This is a genomic window from Steroidobacter agaridevorans (assembly GCF_009932555.1).
In the GTDB taxonomy this organism is placed as follows: Bacteria; Pseudomonadota; Gammaproteobacteria; order Steroidobacterales; family Steroidobacteraceae; genus Steroidobacter; species Steroidobacter agaridevorans.
Genome location: NZ_BLJO01000009.1, coordinates 243,834 through 260,602 on the forward strand (window position 1 = coordinate 243,834; position 16,769 = coordinate 260,602).

Genomic DNA, 16,769 nt, shown 5'->3' on the forward strand with positions numbered 1-16,769 from the left:
TGGTGCGGATGGCCTCGAAAAGTTCCCGGGCGCCTGAAATGCCGGATTAGGCAAGGATTGAGCCCTCTTTTACATGCAGCAGCGCCGCGAAGCTGGGACAATCCGCCCTGGAGGTCGATTTCCCCGCCATGACCCAGCCAGGATTGATCCACAGCGGCGTCGCCGCCGACGAATTCTTTCGCTACTACGTCGACCGCGCCGAGCCGCTGGTGCTCGCGACGGTCGCGCAGACGCTGGGCTCCACCTATCGCAAGGCCGGCGCCCAGATGCTCATTGCCGGCGATGGACGCGTCGCGGGCCTGCTCAGCGGCGGCTGCCTCGAAGCGGATCTGATGGAGCGAGCTCGCAAAGTTCTGGAGACCGGCGAGCCCGCCACCGTTCATTACGACACGCGCAGCTCGGACGATGTGATCTGGGGCATCGGGCTGGGTTGCGAAGGCGCGATGACCATTCTGTTGAGCCGGCTGGATCGCGCCAACGACTATCAGCCGTTCCATTTCGCATCCCGCTGCCGCTTCGATCAGATCGCGGCGAGCTTCGCCGTCGTCACTCAGACGCGTAACCCGAAGTATCCTCTGGGCGCGGCGTTCTGGACGCAGAACAAACATTCGGCCCCAGCCGCCGTTGCCGCCGCGATGGATGTGCCAACGCCGCGAGGCGCGGGGCCATCGAGCCAGGTCATCGAAGCTGAAGATGCGACGTTCCTGGTCGTACCGATCGAGTTGCCGCCCCGCCTGCTGCTGCTCGGCGCGGGACCGGACGCCATGCCGCTGGTGGAAATCGCCGGCCTGATGAATTGGCAGGTCACGGTGATCGATCACCGCCCGGCGTACGCCATCGCGGACCGTTTCCCGCGAGCCCGACGCGTCTTGCTCAAACCCTCAGCCGAGCTGCCGCAGGAATTACAGGCAGGACAGTACGACGCCGCCGTCGTGATGAGTCATCACTTGCTGTCGGATCAAGCGTATCTCGCGGCGCTCGCGGACAGCTCGATTCCTTATGTGGGCCTGCTGGGCCCCGCGCCCCGGCGCATTCGCTTGTTACATGAGATCGGTGACAAGGCAGCCAGGCTCAGTGGGCGTTTGTATGGCCCGATCGGGCTCGATCTCGGTGCGCGCTCGCCCGAGACCATTGCGCTGGCCATCGTCGCCGAGATTCAAGCTGTGATGGCCGGTCGTGAAGGCGGCTCGTTCAGCAAACTGGCGCCGGGTTAGCCTCGACGCAGATCGCGCAACACGCGACGGGCATGCTTGTCAGGCCGCCCTTCGGGCGCAGGCGCTGCGAGCCGATTGCGCTCCCGCTGCTGTTCTCGCGCCGCGATGCTCTCCGGCGTCTCTTCATAATGCTGCCGGGCCTCAGGCGCGGGGCCACGCCGCACCGGCATGCCGCGCACGATCACTTCCAGTCGCGTTTCGTCCTTGGTGATGTGCAGCCGGTCGTCGACGTGTACGACCCGCGAGGGCTTCACCCGATCGCCGTTCACATGGACCAGACCGCCGGCCACCGCTTCGGTAGCCTGCGAGCGGCTCTTGAACAGGCGCGCGAACCACAGCCATTTGTCGATGCGCAATCCGGACTGGTCGCCGGCGGATTTCTCGTCGGTCATGCCGGCAGTGTACGCCCTTCATGTGATGCACGTGCACGTAGGGGCATTCATTCGACGCCGCGCTATCTGTATCCTCGACTCTCTGTCGGCACTTTCGGGTTGGTATTGTTTGAAGGCATGAGCGGCGGCGAGCACATGACGGCTGGGGCGACGACCGCCAGCAACAGCGACCCACTCGGCGTCGATCTGCTCATCATCGGCGGCGGCATCAACGGCGCCGGCATCGCGCGGGACGCGGCCGGGCGCGGCTTGAAAGTGATGCTGGTCGAGCAAGCGGATCTCGCCTCGGCCACCTCCTCCGCCAGCACCAAGTTGATCCATGGCGGCCTGCGTTACCTGGAGTTCTTCGAGTTCCGACTGGTGCGCGAGGCGCTGATCGAACGCGAGCGGCTGCTGCGCATCGCGCCCCATATCATCCGGCCGATGCAGTTCGTCCTGCCGCACGTGCCCGAGCTGCGGCCGCGCTGGCTGATGCGTCTCGGACTGTTCTTCTACGATCACATCGGCGGTCGCAAGATTCTGCCCGCGTCTCGCAGCGTGCGCCTCGCCAATGGCGCGTATGGAGCGTTGCGCCCTGGACTGGATCACGGATTTGCGTATTCCGATTGCTGGGTCGATGACAGCCGCCTGGTCGTGCTCAACGCGCTGGACGCGGCGCTGCGTGGCGCGGCGATTCGCACGCGGACGCGCTTTCTAAACGCAACGGTCGACGGCTCCCAATGGCTCGCGACCATTCAAGACGTGAAGAGCAACGAGACGACGCAAGTGCGCGCTCGCGCCATCGTCAACGCTGCCGGCCCATGGGTGCAGGAAGTGCTCAAAGGGTTTCCGAAGATGGACAACGAAGGTCACGTCCGCCTGGTCAAGGGAAGTCACATCGTCGTGCCGCGGCTGTACACCGGCGAGCACGCGTTCATGCTGCAAAACCCCGACGGCCGCATCGTGTTCACGATTCCCTATCAGGAAGAGTTCACGCTGGTCGGCACCACCGATGTGCCCTTCAGCGGCGATGCGACCCAGGTGAGCATCTCGCCCGAAGAAGTTCTGTATCTGTGCAATACCGTCAACAGCTACTTCCGCAAGAGCATCTCGCCGTCGGATGTGAAGTGGAGCTACGCTGGCGTACGGCCGCTCTCCGATGACGAATCCAAGAACGCATCGAAAGTCACACGCGACTACAAGCTCGAGCTGACCGAGACGACACCCGACGCTCCACCGCTGCTATCCGTGTTCGGCGGCAAGATCACAACGTATCGCCGGCTCGCCGAAAGTGCGCTCAGCAAACTGCAGCCGCATCTGGATAGCAGCAACCGCGAATGGACGGACAAGGCCGCTTTGCCCGGCGGCGATCTGCCACGCGCTGACTTCGCGGCGTTCGCTGAAGGCGTACATAAGCGGTGGCCTTTTCTATCGGCTTCCCTGGCTCACCGCCTGGCGCGAGCGTACGGCACGCGCGTCGAGAAGATTCTCGGCAAGGCGCAGGCGATGTTGGATTTGGGCGAGCACTACGGCGCCGGTCTCACGCAAGCCGAGATCGACTATCTGGTCACGAATGAGTGGGCCCGCAGCGCCGATGACATTCTGTGGCGGCGGACCAAGCTCGGCCTGCACCTGGACTCGCAGCAGCGACAGCGGGTCGCACAGTTGTTCGATTCGCAACAAAGTTGAGCGCGGCCTGCGTGGCGAGCTCGACCGGGTCTCCGGTAAGCTGGCGTAATGAACCGTCGCATCCTCCTTCGCGCCGCCGTTGGGGCAAGCCTCGCAGCCTTCAGCGGCCTGCCCGCGCTCGCAGCCAATAGCACTTCGCCCGCACTCGATGCCCTGCTGCAGCGGCTCGCGGAAGACTACCTGCGACGCAGCCCGGAACAAGCCACTCAGTACGAATTCGACGTCGGCGCGAACGCCAGCCTCCGCGCTCAGCTCGACGACCGCTCGCTGGCCGCGACCGCCAGGGATCATGAATCCGCGACCCGTACGCTGGCCGAGCTTGCGAAAATCGATCGCGCGAAGCTCGATGCCGCCGCACAGCTCGACTACGACACCGCCGTGTTCGTGTACTCGATGCTCAAAGATCTGACCGGGCGATACGGCACCATGGACATCGATCTGCGTCCGAGCCCGTTCCCGGTCAGCCAGATGAATGGCACCTACTATTGGCTGCCGGAATTCCTGGGCTCACGTCATCCGCTGGAATCGGCGCAGGATGTCGACGCTTATTTCTCGCGGATGAGCGCCTTGGCTCGGGCGTTGGATCAAGAGACCGAAAGGATCCGTCACGACGCCGGCATCGGCGTCATTCCGCCGAGCTTCGTGATCAAGCGGACGCTGGCGCAGATCCAGACATTGCGCGATACGCCGCCGGCGCAAACTGCCATGATCGGTCCAGCGATCGAGCGAGCCCACGCCAAGAAGCTCGGCGACATCGGGCCGCGTGCAGAGAAAATATTCCGCTCGCAGATCGTTCCGGCACTCAACCGACAAATGCAGGCGCTGGAAGCACTCGCACCGAAAGCGAAAGCTTCCGCCGGCGTTTGGGCGCTTCCCGACGGCGAGGCCTATTACGCGGCATCCGTGCATTCCAACACGACGACCAAGATCGAGCCTGGCGAACTGCATAAGCGCGGCCTGCAGCTGGTTGCGGATATCAGCGCGCAGCTCGATCGCAGTCTGAAGGAACAAGGATTGAAGAGCGGGCCGATCGGAGAGCGCATCAAGGCGCTGGATGCGGATCCTCGCTTCCTCGTGCCGGAGAACGATGCGGGCCGCGAGCAACTACTCACGGCTGCGCGCAACGATATCGCCGCGATCCGCGCACTGCTGCCGAAGGGATTCAAGACGATTCCGAAAGATGAGCTGCTGGTGAAGCGCATTCCCGTCGCCATCGAGAATGGCGCACCGGGCGCGTTCTATAGCGACGGCGTCGGCGACCAGCCCGGCACGTTCTCATTGAACCTGAAGTCCACCGCCGAACTGCCGCTGTGGCGGCTGCCGACGCTGGCTCATCACGAAGGCATTCCGGGTCATCACTTCCAGTTCGCCGTATTGCGCGCGGCAGGCGAGCTGTCATTGTTCCGTCGGCTGGTGCGCTTCTCTGCGTACACGGAAGGCTGGGCGTTGTACGCCGAGCGTGTGGCCGACGAGTTGGGTATTTACGAAAAGAATCCGGCGGGCCGCGTCGGGTTGCTGCAATCGGAGCTGTTCCGTGCCGCTCGTATCGTGGTCGACACCGGCATCCATCATCATCGATGGACACGCGAGCAGGCCGTCCAATGGATGGTCGAGAACGCCGGCGAACGCCAGATGTCCAGTGAGCGTGAAATCGATCGCTATTGCGTGTACCCCGGCCAGGCCTGCAGCTTCATGGTCGGCGCCACCGGCATTCGCGCCGCACGCGAACGTGCGCGCCAGCAAATGGGAAATCGCTTCGATGTGCGGCTTTATCACGATCTGGTGCTGACATCCGGGCCGGTGCCGATCGATGTGCTGCACGCCGCAGTGGATCAGTGGAGCAAGACCGCGCCCGGCTGATGTCGGGCGCGGCGGTCGCGCCATCAGAATCGATACTGCAACTCCATCCCATACGTTCTCGGATACGTCAGCGAAACGGTGCGACGCGAGCCCACTGGCGTGGGCGTGCCGCCGCTCGAGCTGCCGTAGCCAATCTCGTCAAACGCATTCTTCACGAAGCCGATGACGGTGTAGCGATTCTCGGCATCGTTCCATAGCAAACGGAAGTCCGCGAGCTCGAACGACGGCGCGGTGTAGATGGGATTGTTCCAGATCGTCGATTGCTGATCGTTGGTATCGGTGTACATGCCGCTCGCGGTGAGCGATCCCGCGGCGAAACCCCACGTGTAGTTCGCACCGACCGTCCACTTGTGCTCCGGCGACAGTGGCAACCGATTGCCCACCAGCGTCTGCGCCACATCGCCATTCGGCAGCACACTTACGGGCCGGGCTCCCGACGTAAGCGCCCTGGGATCCGCGTTGTCCACGAAACAACAGCCGCGAGTGATTTCCGTATCGAGGTACGAATAACTCGCCAGCAGCTGCAGCCCATCGATCGGCGACCAGACCCCCTCCAGCTCCACACCCTGCACTCGCGCCTGCAAGTTCAAGAACCGGCTGGCGGTGATCGTGCCGAGCGACACAGTCAGCGGCGTCTGGAATCCGTCGTAATCGCTGTAGAACACAGCGGTGTTGAGCTGCACTCGATCCGCGAGCACCATCTTCACGCCGAGCTCGTATGAATCGACGTACTCCGGATCGGCGTACGGATTGGGCGTCAAGCCGTTGGAGCCGAGCCAGCCACCGGATTTGTAGCCGCGGCTGTAACGCAGATACAGATTCGTGTTGTCGTTGGGCTCCCACTGCAAGCCGGTCGTGCCGGTCACCGCATCCCAGTCGCCTGCGAGATCGCGCCTTAGACCTCCCCCCGGGTTGGGCTGGAGATCGGGAGCGCAAGCCGTGGCGCCGCAGACCTGACTCTGCGTCACATCGAGCGCGAGCGCCTGAGTCTGAGCCAGCACAGCGCGTGCGACGATCGGACCGAGGGTCGGCACCTGCGTTTGTATGTACGACAGCGGCGTGCCCGCAGGAAACAATCCAATGATCGCGTTCTCGAGCGTCGTTCCCGCATCGGCCGCGGCGATAGCAGTCCCAGGCGTGCGCGCCACGTATCGCGCCATATCGATGCCTGTTTTCTTGTCCTTCGTGTACCGCAGACCCAGCGTGTAGGTCCACTCCTCGGCGAACGTCCAGTCCATTTGACCGAAGCCCGCGTAGGAGTCCGTCTCCAGGTGACCGTCCACCGCCAGGAACGCGCCGCTTGGATTCGGCGGCGCGCCGAGCGGATTCAGGATTGCATTGTCGCCAACGACGCGGATGCCCTGCGGCTGGTCCCACTTCTGACTGTATTGATACAAACCGACGATCCACTGCAGATCGCCATCGCCATTCGAAGAAAGATTCAGCTCGTTCGACTGCCACTGCTGCCGCTCGTGATAGTACGTTCGAGCATCGGGCGTCACGTTGAGTGCGGTGAATGCCCCGGTGATCGTCTGACTCGGCAGCGGCCCGGTCGGGCCATCGAGATCGACCGACAACGGCCCGCTCGCGGGAATGCTGAAGGCGTCGGTTCGCGGCGTGCCATCGCTATCCGATGAAGTGAAATACGTGTACTGCTGATAGCCGGAAAGCAGCTTGAGCGTCGCCCCGTCGAAATCCGCCGTCACATCCAGATGGATGCGATGCTGATGCGACAGCGTGCCGGCGGCGTCCGAGTTGGTGTTGATCGTATAGGGATCGGCAACGCTCGGATTGGGCTCGGTGTAGCCGAACACGGTGTTGTAGTACAGCGCCGAGGTGCCCGTGCCCGCCAGCGATATGTTGTTGTAGGGCGAGATGACGCTGCCCAACGTATTGCCGACGCCATAACTATCCTGCCATTCGAACTTCGAATATCTCAGCCGCGCCACCACCCTTTCGCCCAGATCGGCTTCGAGCTGGGCCTCGACGAACCAGCGGTCGCTGTCGGCAGTATCGGCGCCCGGCCCGATGTTATCGATGAAGCCCTCCTCGCGACGATCCTTCGACCCACCGACCAGGAAACGGATCGACTCGGTGATCGGCCCACGCAGCAGCGCGTCGGTGCGCCAGCTGCCGTAGTTGCCGAAAGTGCCGCGCACCTCGCCGTTGAACTCCTTGGTCGGACGCTTGGCGATGACATTGAGCGTGCCGCCGATGGAATTGCGCCCGTACAAGGTGCCCTGCGGGCCGCGCAGGATCTCGGTGCGATCGATGAATAACGATGGCGTCGAAGTATCGGCCATGGACGTGGAGAAGATGCCATCGGAATACAACGCCACCGACGGATCGGTGCCGATGTTGTTGGTGAGACGGCCGAAGCCGCGAATCGACAGCCGGTCGTTGTTGGTGTAACTCAAGCTCGGCGTGATGCGCGCCACATCCTCGATCGTGTTGACCCCGATCAGATCCCGACGCGCGCTGGTGTAAGCGGAAACGGCAACTGGCACTTCTTGAAGCGTCTGCTCGCGCTTTTCGGCCGTGACCACGACTTCTTCTAATACTGAACTTTTCGTGTCCTGTGCGTTTGAAATCCCACTCACGCACAACAGGCCGCCCATGACGGACAGCAATCCTCGCTGTGACATCTTCATGAGAACCCCCGTTCGGATGAGCGACATCCGACCAATAATTATGTGTGGAATCGACGATCGCTCTGCGGTCGCATCGATGGTATGAAGTGCGCCTCCTTACAGCAACATTCCCAAGCAAGCCTGCAGCACGGAATATATACATCGCCCCCTCCGAAAGGAGGGGGCGAGAGGGGTTAAATGCCGAAACGGAATTGCGCCTCGACGCCATACACGCGCGGCGCCGTTGGTGAGATCGTGAGCGTGCGCACGCCCCATGCGGATTGCGTGGCGCCCACCGCCTCGTAGCCTTCGTCATCGAACACGTTGCGCACGAAACCGATCAACGTGTAGCGGCCGTCCGGCGCGTTCCATAGCAAACGCACGTCCGTCTCGTCGTACGACGGCGCGAGGTTGTAGTCGCGCGCAAACACGGAGTAATACGTCTCGTCGCGATATGTCCACGTGCTCGAGAGCGTGAGTGCGCCCAACGGCATCTGCCACGTGTAGTTGGCGTTGAATGCGATCTTGTTTTCCGGCGAGCTTGGCAAGCGTCCCCCATCGATGCGCTGACCGATCTGCTGACCTGGCACGGGAGTGCCGCAGGGACGCGCATCGGGTGCGGTTGCGCGGGTGTCATCGCCATCGATGAAGCAGCGCGTGTCCTGGATCTCGGTGTCGAGATAGCTGTAACTCAGATTCAGCTGCAGGGCATCGGTGACTGCCCACAATGCTTCCAGCTCCACACCTTGCGATATCGCCTTGTCCAGATTGAAGAAACGCGATTCGTTGATGTTGGACACCGGATCGCGGACCGTCGAAGGGTACTGCGCATCCTTGTAGTCGTAATGGAAGATCGACAGGTTCGCGGTCAGGCGCCCGAAGAGGGTCTGCTTGAGGCCCAACTCGTAGGCATTGATATATTCGGGATCGGTGTAACCCGTGCGGTCCGGTGCAAACGCGCCGGCGTTGAAGCCGCCGCTCTTATAACCTCGCGTGTACTTTGCGAACGCCATCGTGTCGGCGCTGGGTGACCACTGCAGCCCGGCCGTGCCCGTCGTCGCATGCCACTTGCCACTGAGCGGATTGCGCCGATCGATCTCGCTGTAGAACGCGTAAGGCACGCCCGCAAAGCCGTACAGCGCACGCGTCCGATACTCGTCCGCGTCTTTGTTGTCCTCCGTGTATCGCAAGCCAATGGTGGTCTTCCAGGCCGGCGAGAAGTTGTAATCGATCTGGCCGAATACGGCTCGCGCATCGGCATCCAGGAAGGCGCCGGCGATTTGCAGATTGCGGTCGGGATTCGGCGGCCCGAAGACGGTCGGCGTAGTGGCCGCCATGCGCGGCGTCGCAAGTTGCGTCTGCAGCGGCACGCGCACGCCGGAATTCTGATTCACCTGCTCGTGATACTGATACAGGCCGACGATCCATTGCAGATCGCCGTCGCCGGTCGAGATCAGGTTCAGCTCGTTGCTGTAATACTCCTTGTCCTCCATGTAGAACGCTTCGATCTGCGGAAAGATCGTGAACGGCACGCCCCCGGCCACGGTCCGGTAGGGACCGCGTTCGATGGTGTCGTAATCGGAGACTTGGGTATAAGTCGAGCCCGCATAGCCGCCGACGTATTTCAGATCCGCCCAGTCCAGGTGGCCGATCAGCTCCATGACATAGGCGTGCTGGCCGTCCAGATTCGCTCGAAACGGCGTGTCGTTGTTGTACTGCCGATGGTTGTCGTTGCTCGGATTGGTCGCCGTGAACGGCGCGGACACCGGCTGAGTCGGCGTGCCGTTGAACGTGGAGTTTGGAAACAATCCGCCGAAGTATGTCGGCGCGATGTCGTAGGGCGTGGTCGCGATGGTCGAGCGCCGCGCCTGATTCCATTCGGCGTGGCTGTAACGGATCCAGCCTTCGAGGCGCTCGCCAATGTTGAATTCAAGCTGCTGCTCGACATAGAGATCGTCGCTGACGTTGCCTTCGGTCTCGTCGCTGTTCACGTCGCGAAAGAAGCCGCGCCCTTGCCCGCCCTTGGTGCCGGCGGTGCGGAACCGTAACCAGTCGGTGATGGGGCCGGAAATCGCCGCTTCGAAATATCTCGTTTCGTAATTGCCGGCGGTCGCGCGAACTTCGCCCTGGAAGGTGTCGGTCGGTCGCTTGGACACAATATTCAGCGCACCGCCGATCGAATTGCGCCCGTACAGCGTCCCCTGCGGTCCGCGCAGCACTTCGATGCGATCGATGATGATGGGCCGCTTGCCCGCCTCGTAATTGCTCGCTGTGTAAAAGCCGTCCGAGTAAGCCGCGACGCCGGGGTCGGAGCCGTAGTTGTTGGTGAGTCGCCCGACACCGCGCAGGCTCATGCGATCCAGGGTGCTCGCGAACGACAGGCCGGGGGTGAAATCGGTCAACTCGCCAATGGTGATGACACCGATGCGATCGCGCATCTCGGCAGTCATCGCAGTCACCGCGATCGGCACATCCTGCAGGCTTTCGCTGCGCTTCTGCGCCGTGACCACGATTTCTTCCAGCAGGTTATCGGCCGCTCCCTGGGCCAGTACCGGACTCGTCGCAGAAATGCCTAACAGGCTGCCGATGGACAGCCACGCTCGTCCTGTCGCCTTCATGAATCCCCCTCGCACCGCTCACGGTGCGGTCCGAATCGTTATTTGGAATCTAAGGTCGCTCTGCAGACATACCGAGAATAAGAATTTTTATTGCAGAGTTGCAATATGCCTCGACAATCCTGCAGCTCAGAACTGTACTCGGTCTTCTAGAAAGCTGTACTCCAGTGCGTGGAACCTAGCTGACCTGCTAGCCGTCATCCGCACAGTGGCACAATCCGGCGCTGCGGCTCGGGCAGTGAGGTCGATGTGAAGCAGGACTTTCTTCAGCGATTGACGGCAGAGACGGAACAACTGCGCGTGCAAGGACTGTTCAAACCGGAGCGGGTCCTGAGCTCGCCGCAAAGCTCCTCGGTGCGGGTGATCGGCGGCGAAGAAGTCTTGAACCTGTGCGCCAACAATTACCTTGGGTTGGCCAATCATGCTTCGGTGCGCGAGGCGGCCCGTCTGGCGCTCGACCGTTACGGTTACGGCATGGCCTCGGTGCGTTTCATCTGCGGCACGCACCAGATCCACAAGGATCTGGAAGAACGATTGAGCCGGTTTCTCGGCACCGACGACACGATTCTCTATTCCTCCTGCTTCGACGCCAACGGCGGTTTGTTCGAAACCTTGCTCGATGAGCAGGACGCGGTGATCAGCGACGCGCTGAATCACGCCAGCATCATCGACGGCATCCGTCTATGCAAAGCGCAGCGTTTTCGTTACGCCAACAACGATCTGGACGAGCTGGAAACGCGCCTGAAAGAAGCGGCGAACTGCCGGGTGCGCCTGATCGCCACCGACGGCGTATTCTCGATGGATGGCGTGATCGCACGCTTGAAGGAGATCTGCGATCTGGCCGATCGTTACGACGCGCTCGTGATGGTCGATGATTCGCATTCGGTCGGCTTCGTCGGCGAGCGCGGCCGGGGCACGCATGAACTGCGAGGCGTGATGGATCGCGTCGATATCATCACCGGTACACTCGGCAAGGCGCTCGGCGGCGCTGCCGGCGGCTATACATCGGGCCGCAAAGAGATCGTCGCGTGGCTTCGCCAGCGCTCGCGGCCTTATTTGTTCTCGAACAGCATCCCGCCCTTCATCGCCGCGGCGAGCCTGCGGGTGCTGGATCTGCTGGAAGCAGACGATAAGTTGCGCTCGCGCCTGTGGGACAACGCCGCGCACTTCCGTAAACAAATGACTGCAGCCGGCTTCGATCTCGTGCCGGGCGAGCACCCCATCATTCCAGTCATGCTCGGCGACGCCAAAGTTGCCGCCGAGTTCGCGCAGCGGCTGCTCCAGCACGGTGTTTATGTCATCGGCTTCTCATTCCCTGTGGTCCCCCACGGCAAGGCGCGCATCCGCACACAGATGTCGGCGGCTCACACGACCCAACAACTGGACAAAGCCGTGGCTGCATTCACCGCAGTAGGCAAAGAGCTCGGCGTCATTCGATAATCTGCAGCGCCCACGCTGCTTTGTTCAATCGATCAACACAAGCACACACTCATGCGCGCATTAGTCAAAGCTCATGCTGCCGTCGGCATTGAACTGCAGGACATTCCCAAGCCGACGGTCGGCCCCAACGATGTGATGATTCGCGTCAGGCGGACCGCGATCTGCGGCACCGACATGCACATCTACAACTGGGACGCGTGGGCGCAGAAAACCATTCCCGTGCCGATGGCCGTGGGCCACGAGTACAGCGGCGAAGTGGTCGAGGTCGGCAGCGAGGTGCAGGGCTTCAAGCCGGGCGATCGTGTTTCCGGCGAAGGCCACATCACCTGCGGCTACTGTCGCAACTGCCGCGCCGGCCGGCGGCACCTGTGCCGTAACACGCAAGGCGTTGGCGTGAATCGTCAGGGCTCGTTCGCAGACTACGTCGTCATTCCGGCCTTCAACGCGTTCAAACTGCCGGCCGCCATCGATGATGAGATCGCTTCCATTCTCGATCCACTCGGCAATGCCGTGCACACCGCGCTCGCATTCGATGTCGTCGGCGAGGATGTTCTGATCACGGGCGCCGGCCCGATCGGCATCATGGCGGCGGCAATCGTTCGTTTCATCGGTGCGCGCAACGTCGTGATCACGGACGTGAACGACTATCGCCTGGACCTGGCGCGCAAGATGGGCGCGACACTGGCATTGAACGTCACGCGCGACTCGCTCGACGACGCGATGAAACAACTCGGTATGCAGGAAGGCTTCGATGTCGGCCTGGAAATGTCCGGCAACGCCTCCGCCCTGCGCGGCATGCTGCGCACGTTACATCACGGCGGCAGCGTCGCCATGCTCGGCATCCCCGCCACCGAAGTCGCCATCGACTGGAACGAGGTGGTCTTCAAGGGCCTCACCATCAAGGGCATCTATGGCCGTCAGATGTTCGAGACCTGGTACAAGATGGCAGCCATGCTCCAGAGCGGCCTGAACATCCGACCCATCATCACCCACCGCCTGCCGGTCGCCGAATATCAGCGCGCCTTCGAAATCATGGGCGCCGGCCAGTCGGGCAAGGTGGTGATGAACTGGGAGACAACCTGAACGACAACCTGAACGGCGCAGTTCTTCCGGGCTGAGAACTGCGTCAAGAATCCTCGCGCCTGTTCATTCAGGTCACATCCGCCCGCCCCGTTCAGCCGAATCCCCAAAAGCTTGCGGCATCCTCGTTCAGGATTTGCCGCGCCGGACGCCCATTGCAAGGGGAAAGCTATGTCCTTCAGCGCGATTCTCGAGTTCACACCCTGGCCCACGCTTTCGATATTGATCTTATTCATCGTGGCGGTCTTCGTACTCTTTCTGGCGCGAGATACGGCTCACCAGGCCATCCGTACGGCGACCAGCGCGATAGCCCGCGGCCTGCGGCTGGCATCGCATTCGACGACGCATCTCGAGGCGAGGCTCGCGACACGCAATCGAGACGTTCTGCTGGCGGCGGGACGCGAGGCGAAGGAACGGATCATCGAGCGCGAGTTCGAGCGCATCAGCGACAGCGTGCGCAAGGATCTCTCCAACTATCCGACGCTGCATCGAGCGCTGAGCGAGTCGATCCGGCGCATCGAGGAGGATCATCAGGCGGCCGTCGACGTGCCGCCGGAAGCGCCGGGCTGGGTGCGGGCGGTCGACGCAGTGTCGAAGATGGAAGGCAAGAACGGTGCAGCCGCCATCCTCGAAGACATCCACAAGTCGCTGGTCAAAGCTCACAAGGAAGCGATGGACTCCTATCGCGAAGCCAGCTCCGAGCGGCACGGGCTGCTCCGCAAGATGATGCCGGAATGGCGCGTCATCAAAGAAACGCTCGACCGCGTCATGGCGTCCGTCGAGAGCCTGCTGAACCGGGCCACCGCCATCGACCGGCACATGCAGGACTATCAGGACATCGTGCGCGGCCACGACCACGCCGTCTCGACATTGTCGTCCTCATCGGTGGTGCAGTTCTTCGTCTCGGGACTGGTGCTGCTGATCGCGATCGGCGGCGCGGCGATCAACTTCTCGCTGATCGCCCGCCCCATGTCGGAGATGGTCGGCGGCACCAGTTACATCGGCTCGTTCCGGACCGCCGACATTGCCGCACTCGTGATCATCATGGTCGAGATCTCGATGGGCCTGTTCCTGATGGAATCTCTGCGCATCACGCGCTTGTTCCCGGTCATCGCCGCGCTGCCCGACAAGATGCGCGTGCGAATGATCTGGATCACTTTCAGCCTGCTCACGCTGCTGGCCAGCGTCGAGGCCGGCCTTGCTTATATGCGCGAGGTGCTGCTCCAGGACGAACTGGCAACGGGCGCGCTGCTGCGCGGAGAAGATAGCGGCGGTCTGCAGAACGAATATTTGTGGATCACGACGGCCGCGCAGATGGGCATGGGCTTCATTCTGCCGTTCGCTCTGACCTTCGTGGCGATTCCGTTCGAAACGTTCGTGCACTCCTCGCGAACCGTGCTGGGCCTGTGCGGCATCGGCCTGCTCAGAGCCGTGGCATTGTTCCTCCGGGTGCTGAGCAACTCCTTCCACCATATCGGCAAGTTGCTGGAGCGTCTCTACGATCTGCCGCTGTTCGTACCGCTGTGGCTGGAAAAGGCTCGGGCGAAAGCGGCGGACGAGGAACGGGCACGGGAAATCGTCCCAGTTCAGGAGGCGCAGACATGAAGGCATTCATCCTGGCCCTGACGGCGCTCCTGATCGGCGGCTGCACGCCGAGCGCGCCACGCAACACGGGCGTCTATCTGCTGCTCGATACATCGGGCACGTATAACGAGGAGCTGAAGAAGGCTCAGAGCATCATTCTGTACACGCTCTCGAAACTGCAGCCGACCGACTCCTTTGCCGTGGCCCGCATCGATACCGGCAGCTTCAGCGAGAAGGACATCATCGCCAAGGCCACCTTCGACGATCGGCCCAGCAGCGCCAACGTGCAGAAGCGCGCCTTCGCCGATGCCATCAAGACCTTCGTCGATCACTCGCAGGCGGCGAGCTACACCGACATCACCGGCGGACTGCTCCAGGGCATCGAGTTCCTCAACGAGAAGAACTCCGGCCGCAAGGCCATCCTGATCTTCTCGGATCTGAAGGAAGATCTCGAGAAAGGCTACGTGCGCGATGTACCGCTCGACCTGGAGGGCTTCGAAGTCGTTGCACTCAACGTCACCAAGCTGCGCTCGGACAACTACGATCCTCGCGAGTATCTCGCGCGCGTCGATACCTGGCGCCAGCGCGTTGAAAAAGCAGGCGGACGCTGGCGAATGATCAACGATCTGGAGCGCCTCGACGGTCTGTTGTGACGTCCGACGACTGAAGCGATGCTGAGATCGTTGTACTACGACGTACGGGGCTGGTTCGTACTCCGACGCCGCAGGCTGGCCATGTATTGGGCGCTCCGGGACCGGGGAGACGCCCCGTTCTTCGCGTTTCTCAGCCTGCCGTTCGTCGCGGTCGGCCTCATTGTTTATTTTGCCTACGCCGCGCGCTCGACGTACGACGGCTCGCAGATCGATGCAGGCAAGCTGCGAGCGCGCGAGATTCGCTGCCTCGCCGAGAACATTTATTTCGAGGCGCGCGGCGAGACGCTGAAGGGTCAGTACGCGGTCGCGGAAGTCACGATGAATCGGCTGGCCTCGCCGTACTTCCCCGACACGATCTGCGAGGTCGTGCACGACACCCGCTGGGATCGATCGCGACGCCAGCTGGTCGCGCACTTCTCGTGGACTGCGCTCAAGCTGCGCCTGGAGTCAGGCAGCCCCGCTTGGAAACAAGCCATGGACGTGGCGACGACGGTTTATCACGGCTACTACGAGCCGGTGGTGCCGGACGCTTTGTTCTATCACGCCACCAGCGTGAATCCTTACTGGGCGAGCTCGAAGAAAGTGGTTGCCCGGATCGGCAACCACATTTTTTATCGGTGACGGCCATTGCCCGGCCACATGCGCTGATTTCCAGTACGGCGAGGCTTCGTGCGTCATGGCAAACGCAGCCATTGTTGCCGCACAGCCACGATCCTGCAGCGCGCGCCGAGTTTTTAATTTCACTTCTATAGCCGCTTCATCTTGGCTGCGCCAGCAGCGCTCGACGTGCGCGTTGTCGTTCTGATACATTTGAATCGCATAAATTGTGAATGGCGCGCAATCATGCCGCCTCCTGGCCGCAAGAGCTGCAACAGCTCGTTTCCGGACCCGGCGTCGACCGGGCAACGCGGCCGCTTTTCGCTTCATTTCCAGGGAAGCCCATCCCCAACAGCAGTGGAGGCCTCTTCAATCCATCAGGAGAGCATCCATGACCAGCACCTCTTTGAGGCGCGCCTTAGGCCGCGCACTCTGTACGACCCCGATCCTCCTCGTGACATCGCTTGCCGTGGCACAGGAGCAGAAACAAACATCGGCCGGAGCGCCGTTGGAAGAAGTTATCGTCACCGGTTCAGCCATCCGACGCGTGGAGGCGGAAGCATCCTTGCCAGTGCAAGTGTTGGACTCGCAGGCCATCCAGCGCACCGGCGCCGCATCGGTCGTCGATCTCATGCAGCGCTTGCCGACGATCCAGGGCGCGACCGTTGAGTCCGATGCGGTGGGCGCCGCGACGTTCGGCTTCTCGGGCGTCTCGGTCCATAACATCGGCGAGAACCGCACGCTGGTGCTGCTCAATGGCCGGCGCATGGCCCAGTTCGGCGGGCAGACGCTGACCGGCTTCGCCGCCGCCGTCGACCTCAACAGCATTCCGGTCTCGGCAATTCAGCGGGTGGAGATTTTGACGTCCGGTGCGTCGGCGCTGTACGGCTCGGACGCCGTCGCGGGCGTGGTGAACTTCATCACCAAAGACAAGACGATGGATCGCGACGTGTCGGCGCGCTACTACGCGCCCGAGGACGGCGCGCAGGAGCGTGGCGTCAGTCTCAGCGCCGGCATCGGCGACTATGAAAACAGT

The 16,769-nt window shown here is 62.2% G+C and carries 12 protein-coding genes; 9 read left to right on the plus strand and 3 right to left on the minus strand.

Annotated elements, in window-relative coordinates:
• Positions 1-128: 128 nt before the first annotated feature.
• Positions 129-1,214, plus strand: a complete 1,086-nt coding sequence (locus GYH35_RS28950; protein WP_161830248.1) for an XdhC family protein — start codon at positions 129-131, stop codon at positions 1,212-1,214.
• Here GYH35_RS28950 and GYH35_RS35200 read toward each other — a convergent pair.
• Entirely contained in the window at positions 1,211-1,606 is a 396-nt protein-coding gene (locus tag GYH35_RS35200; protein WP_161830249.1) for an RNA-binding S4 domain-containing protein, read from the minus strand. The genes GYH35_RS28950 and GYH35_RS35200 overlap by 4 nt on opposite strands.
• Positions 1,607-1,741: 135 nt before the next feature.
• Here GYH35_RS35200 and glpD point away from each other — a divergent pair, with 135 nt between their 5' ends.
• A complete protein-coding gene (glpD, locus tag GYH35_RS28960; RefSeq protein ID WP_161830250.1) occupies positions 1,742-3,274 on the plus strand; it encodes a glycerol-3-phosphate dehydrogenase in 1,533 nt (510 codons plus the stop codon).
• Positions 3,275-3,322: 48 nt separating this feature from the next.
• Positions 3,323-5,134, plus strand: coding sequence for a DUF885 domain-containing protein (locus GYH35_RS28965; protein WP_161830251.1), 1,812 nt, complete (start codon positions 3,323-3,325; stop codon positions 5,132-5,134).
• A 23-nt stretch (positions 5,135-5,157) separates the two neighbouring features.
• On the opposite strand, the gene GYH35_RS28970 is transcribed toward GYH35_RS28965, so the two are convergent.
• Positions 5,158-7,785: a TonB-dependent receptor gene (locus GYH35_RS28970; RefSeq protein WP_161816053.1), complete on the minus strand. Its 2,628-nt coding sequence runs from the start codon at positions 7,783-7,785 to the stop codon at positions 5,158-5,160.
• 173 nt (positions 7,786-7,958) lie between these two features.
• Positions 7,959-10,382: a TonB-dependent receptor gene (locus GYH35_RS28975; RefSeq protein ID WP_161816054.1), complete on the minus strand. Its 2,424-nt coding sequence runs from the start codon at positions 10,380-10,382 to the stop codon at positions 7,959-7,961.
• 246 nt (positions 10,383-10,628) lie between these two features.
• On the opposite strand from GYH35_RS28975, the gene GYH35_RS28980 reads away from it, so the two are divergent.
• The 6 genes from GYH35_RS28980 to GYH35_RS29005 form a co-directional block, all read left to right on the plus strand.
• Positions 10,629-11,819 carry a glycine C-acetyltransferase gene (locus GYH35_RS28980; RefSeq protein WP_161816055.1) on the plus strand — a complete coding sequence of 397 codons (1,191 nt, stop codon included), beginning with the start codon at positions 10,629-10,631 and terminating at the stop codon, positions 11,817-11,819.
• Positions 11,820-11,870: 51 nt separating this feature from the next.
• Positions 11,871-12,902 carry an L-threonine 3-dehydrogenase gene (tdh, locus tag GYH35_RS28985; RefSeq protein WP_161830252.1) on the plus strand — a complete coding sequence of 344 codons (1,032 nt, stop codon included), beginning with the start codon at positions 11,871-11,873 and terminating at the stop codon, positions 12,900-12,902.
• Between the two features lie 168 nt (positions 12,903-13,070).
• Positions 13,071-14,504, plus strand: coding sequence for a hypothetical protein (locus GYH35_RS28990; RefSeq protein ID WP_161816057.1), 1,434 nt, complete (start codon positions 13,071-13,073; stop codon positions 14,502-14,504).
• The gene (locus GYH35_RS28995; protein ID WP_202624828.1) at positions 14,501-15,136 is read left to right on the plus strand and encodes a vWA domain-containing protein; all 636 of its coding nucleotides are present in this window, start codon (positions 14,501-14,503) and stop codon (positions 15,134-15,136) included. Before GYH35_RS28990 ends, GYH35_RS28995 begins: the two co-directional genes overlap by 4 nt.
• A gap of 18 nt (positions 15,137-15,154) precedes the next feature.
• Positions 15,155-15,757, plus strand: a complete 603-nt coding sequence (locus tag GYH35_RS29000; RefSeq protein ID WP_161816058.1) for a cell wall hydrolase — start codon at positions 15,155-15,157, stop codon at positions 15,755-15,757.
• A gap of 430 nt (positions 15,758-16,187) precedes the next feature.
• On the plus strand, positions 16,188-16,769 hold a 582-nt coding region (locus GYH35_RS29005; RefSeq protein ID WP_161830253.1), incomplete at its 3' end, for a TonB-dependent receptor plug domain-containing protein.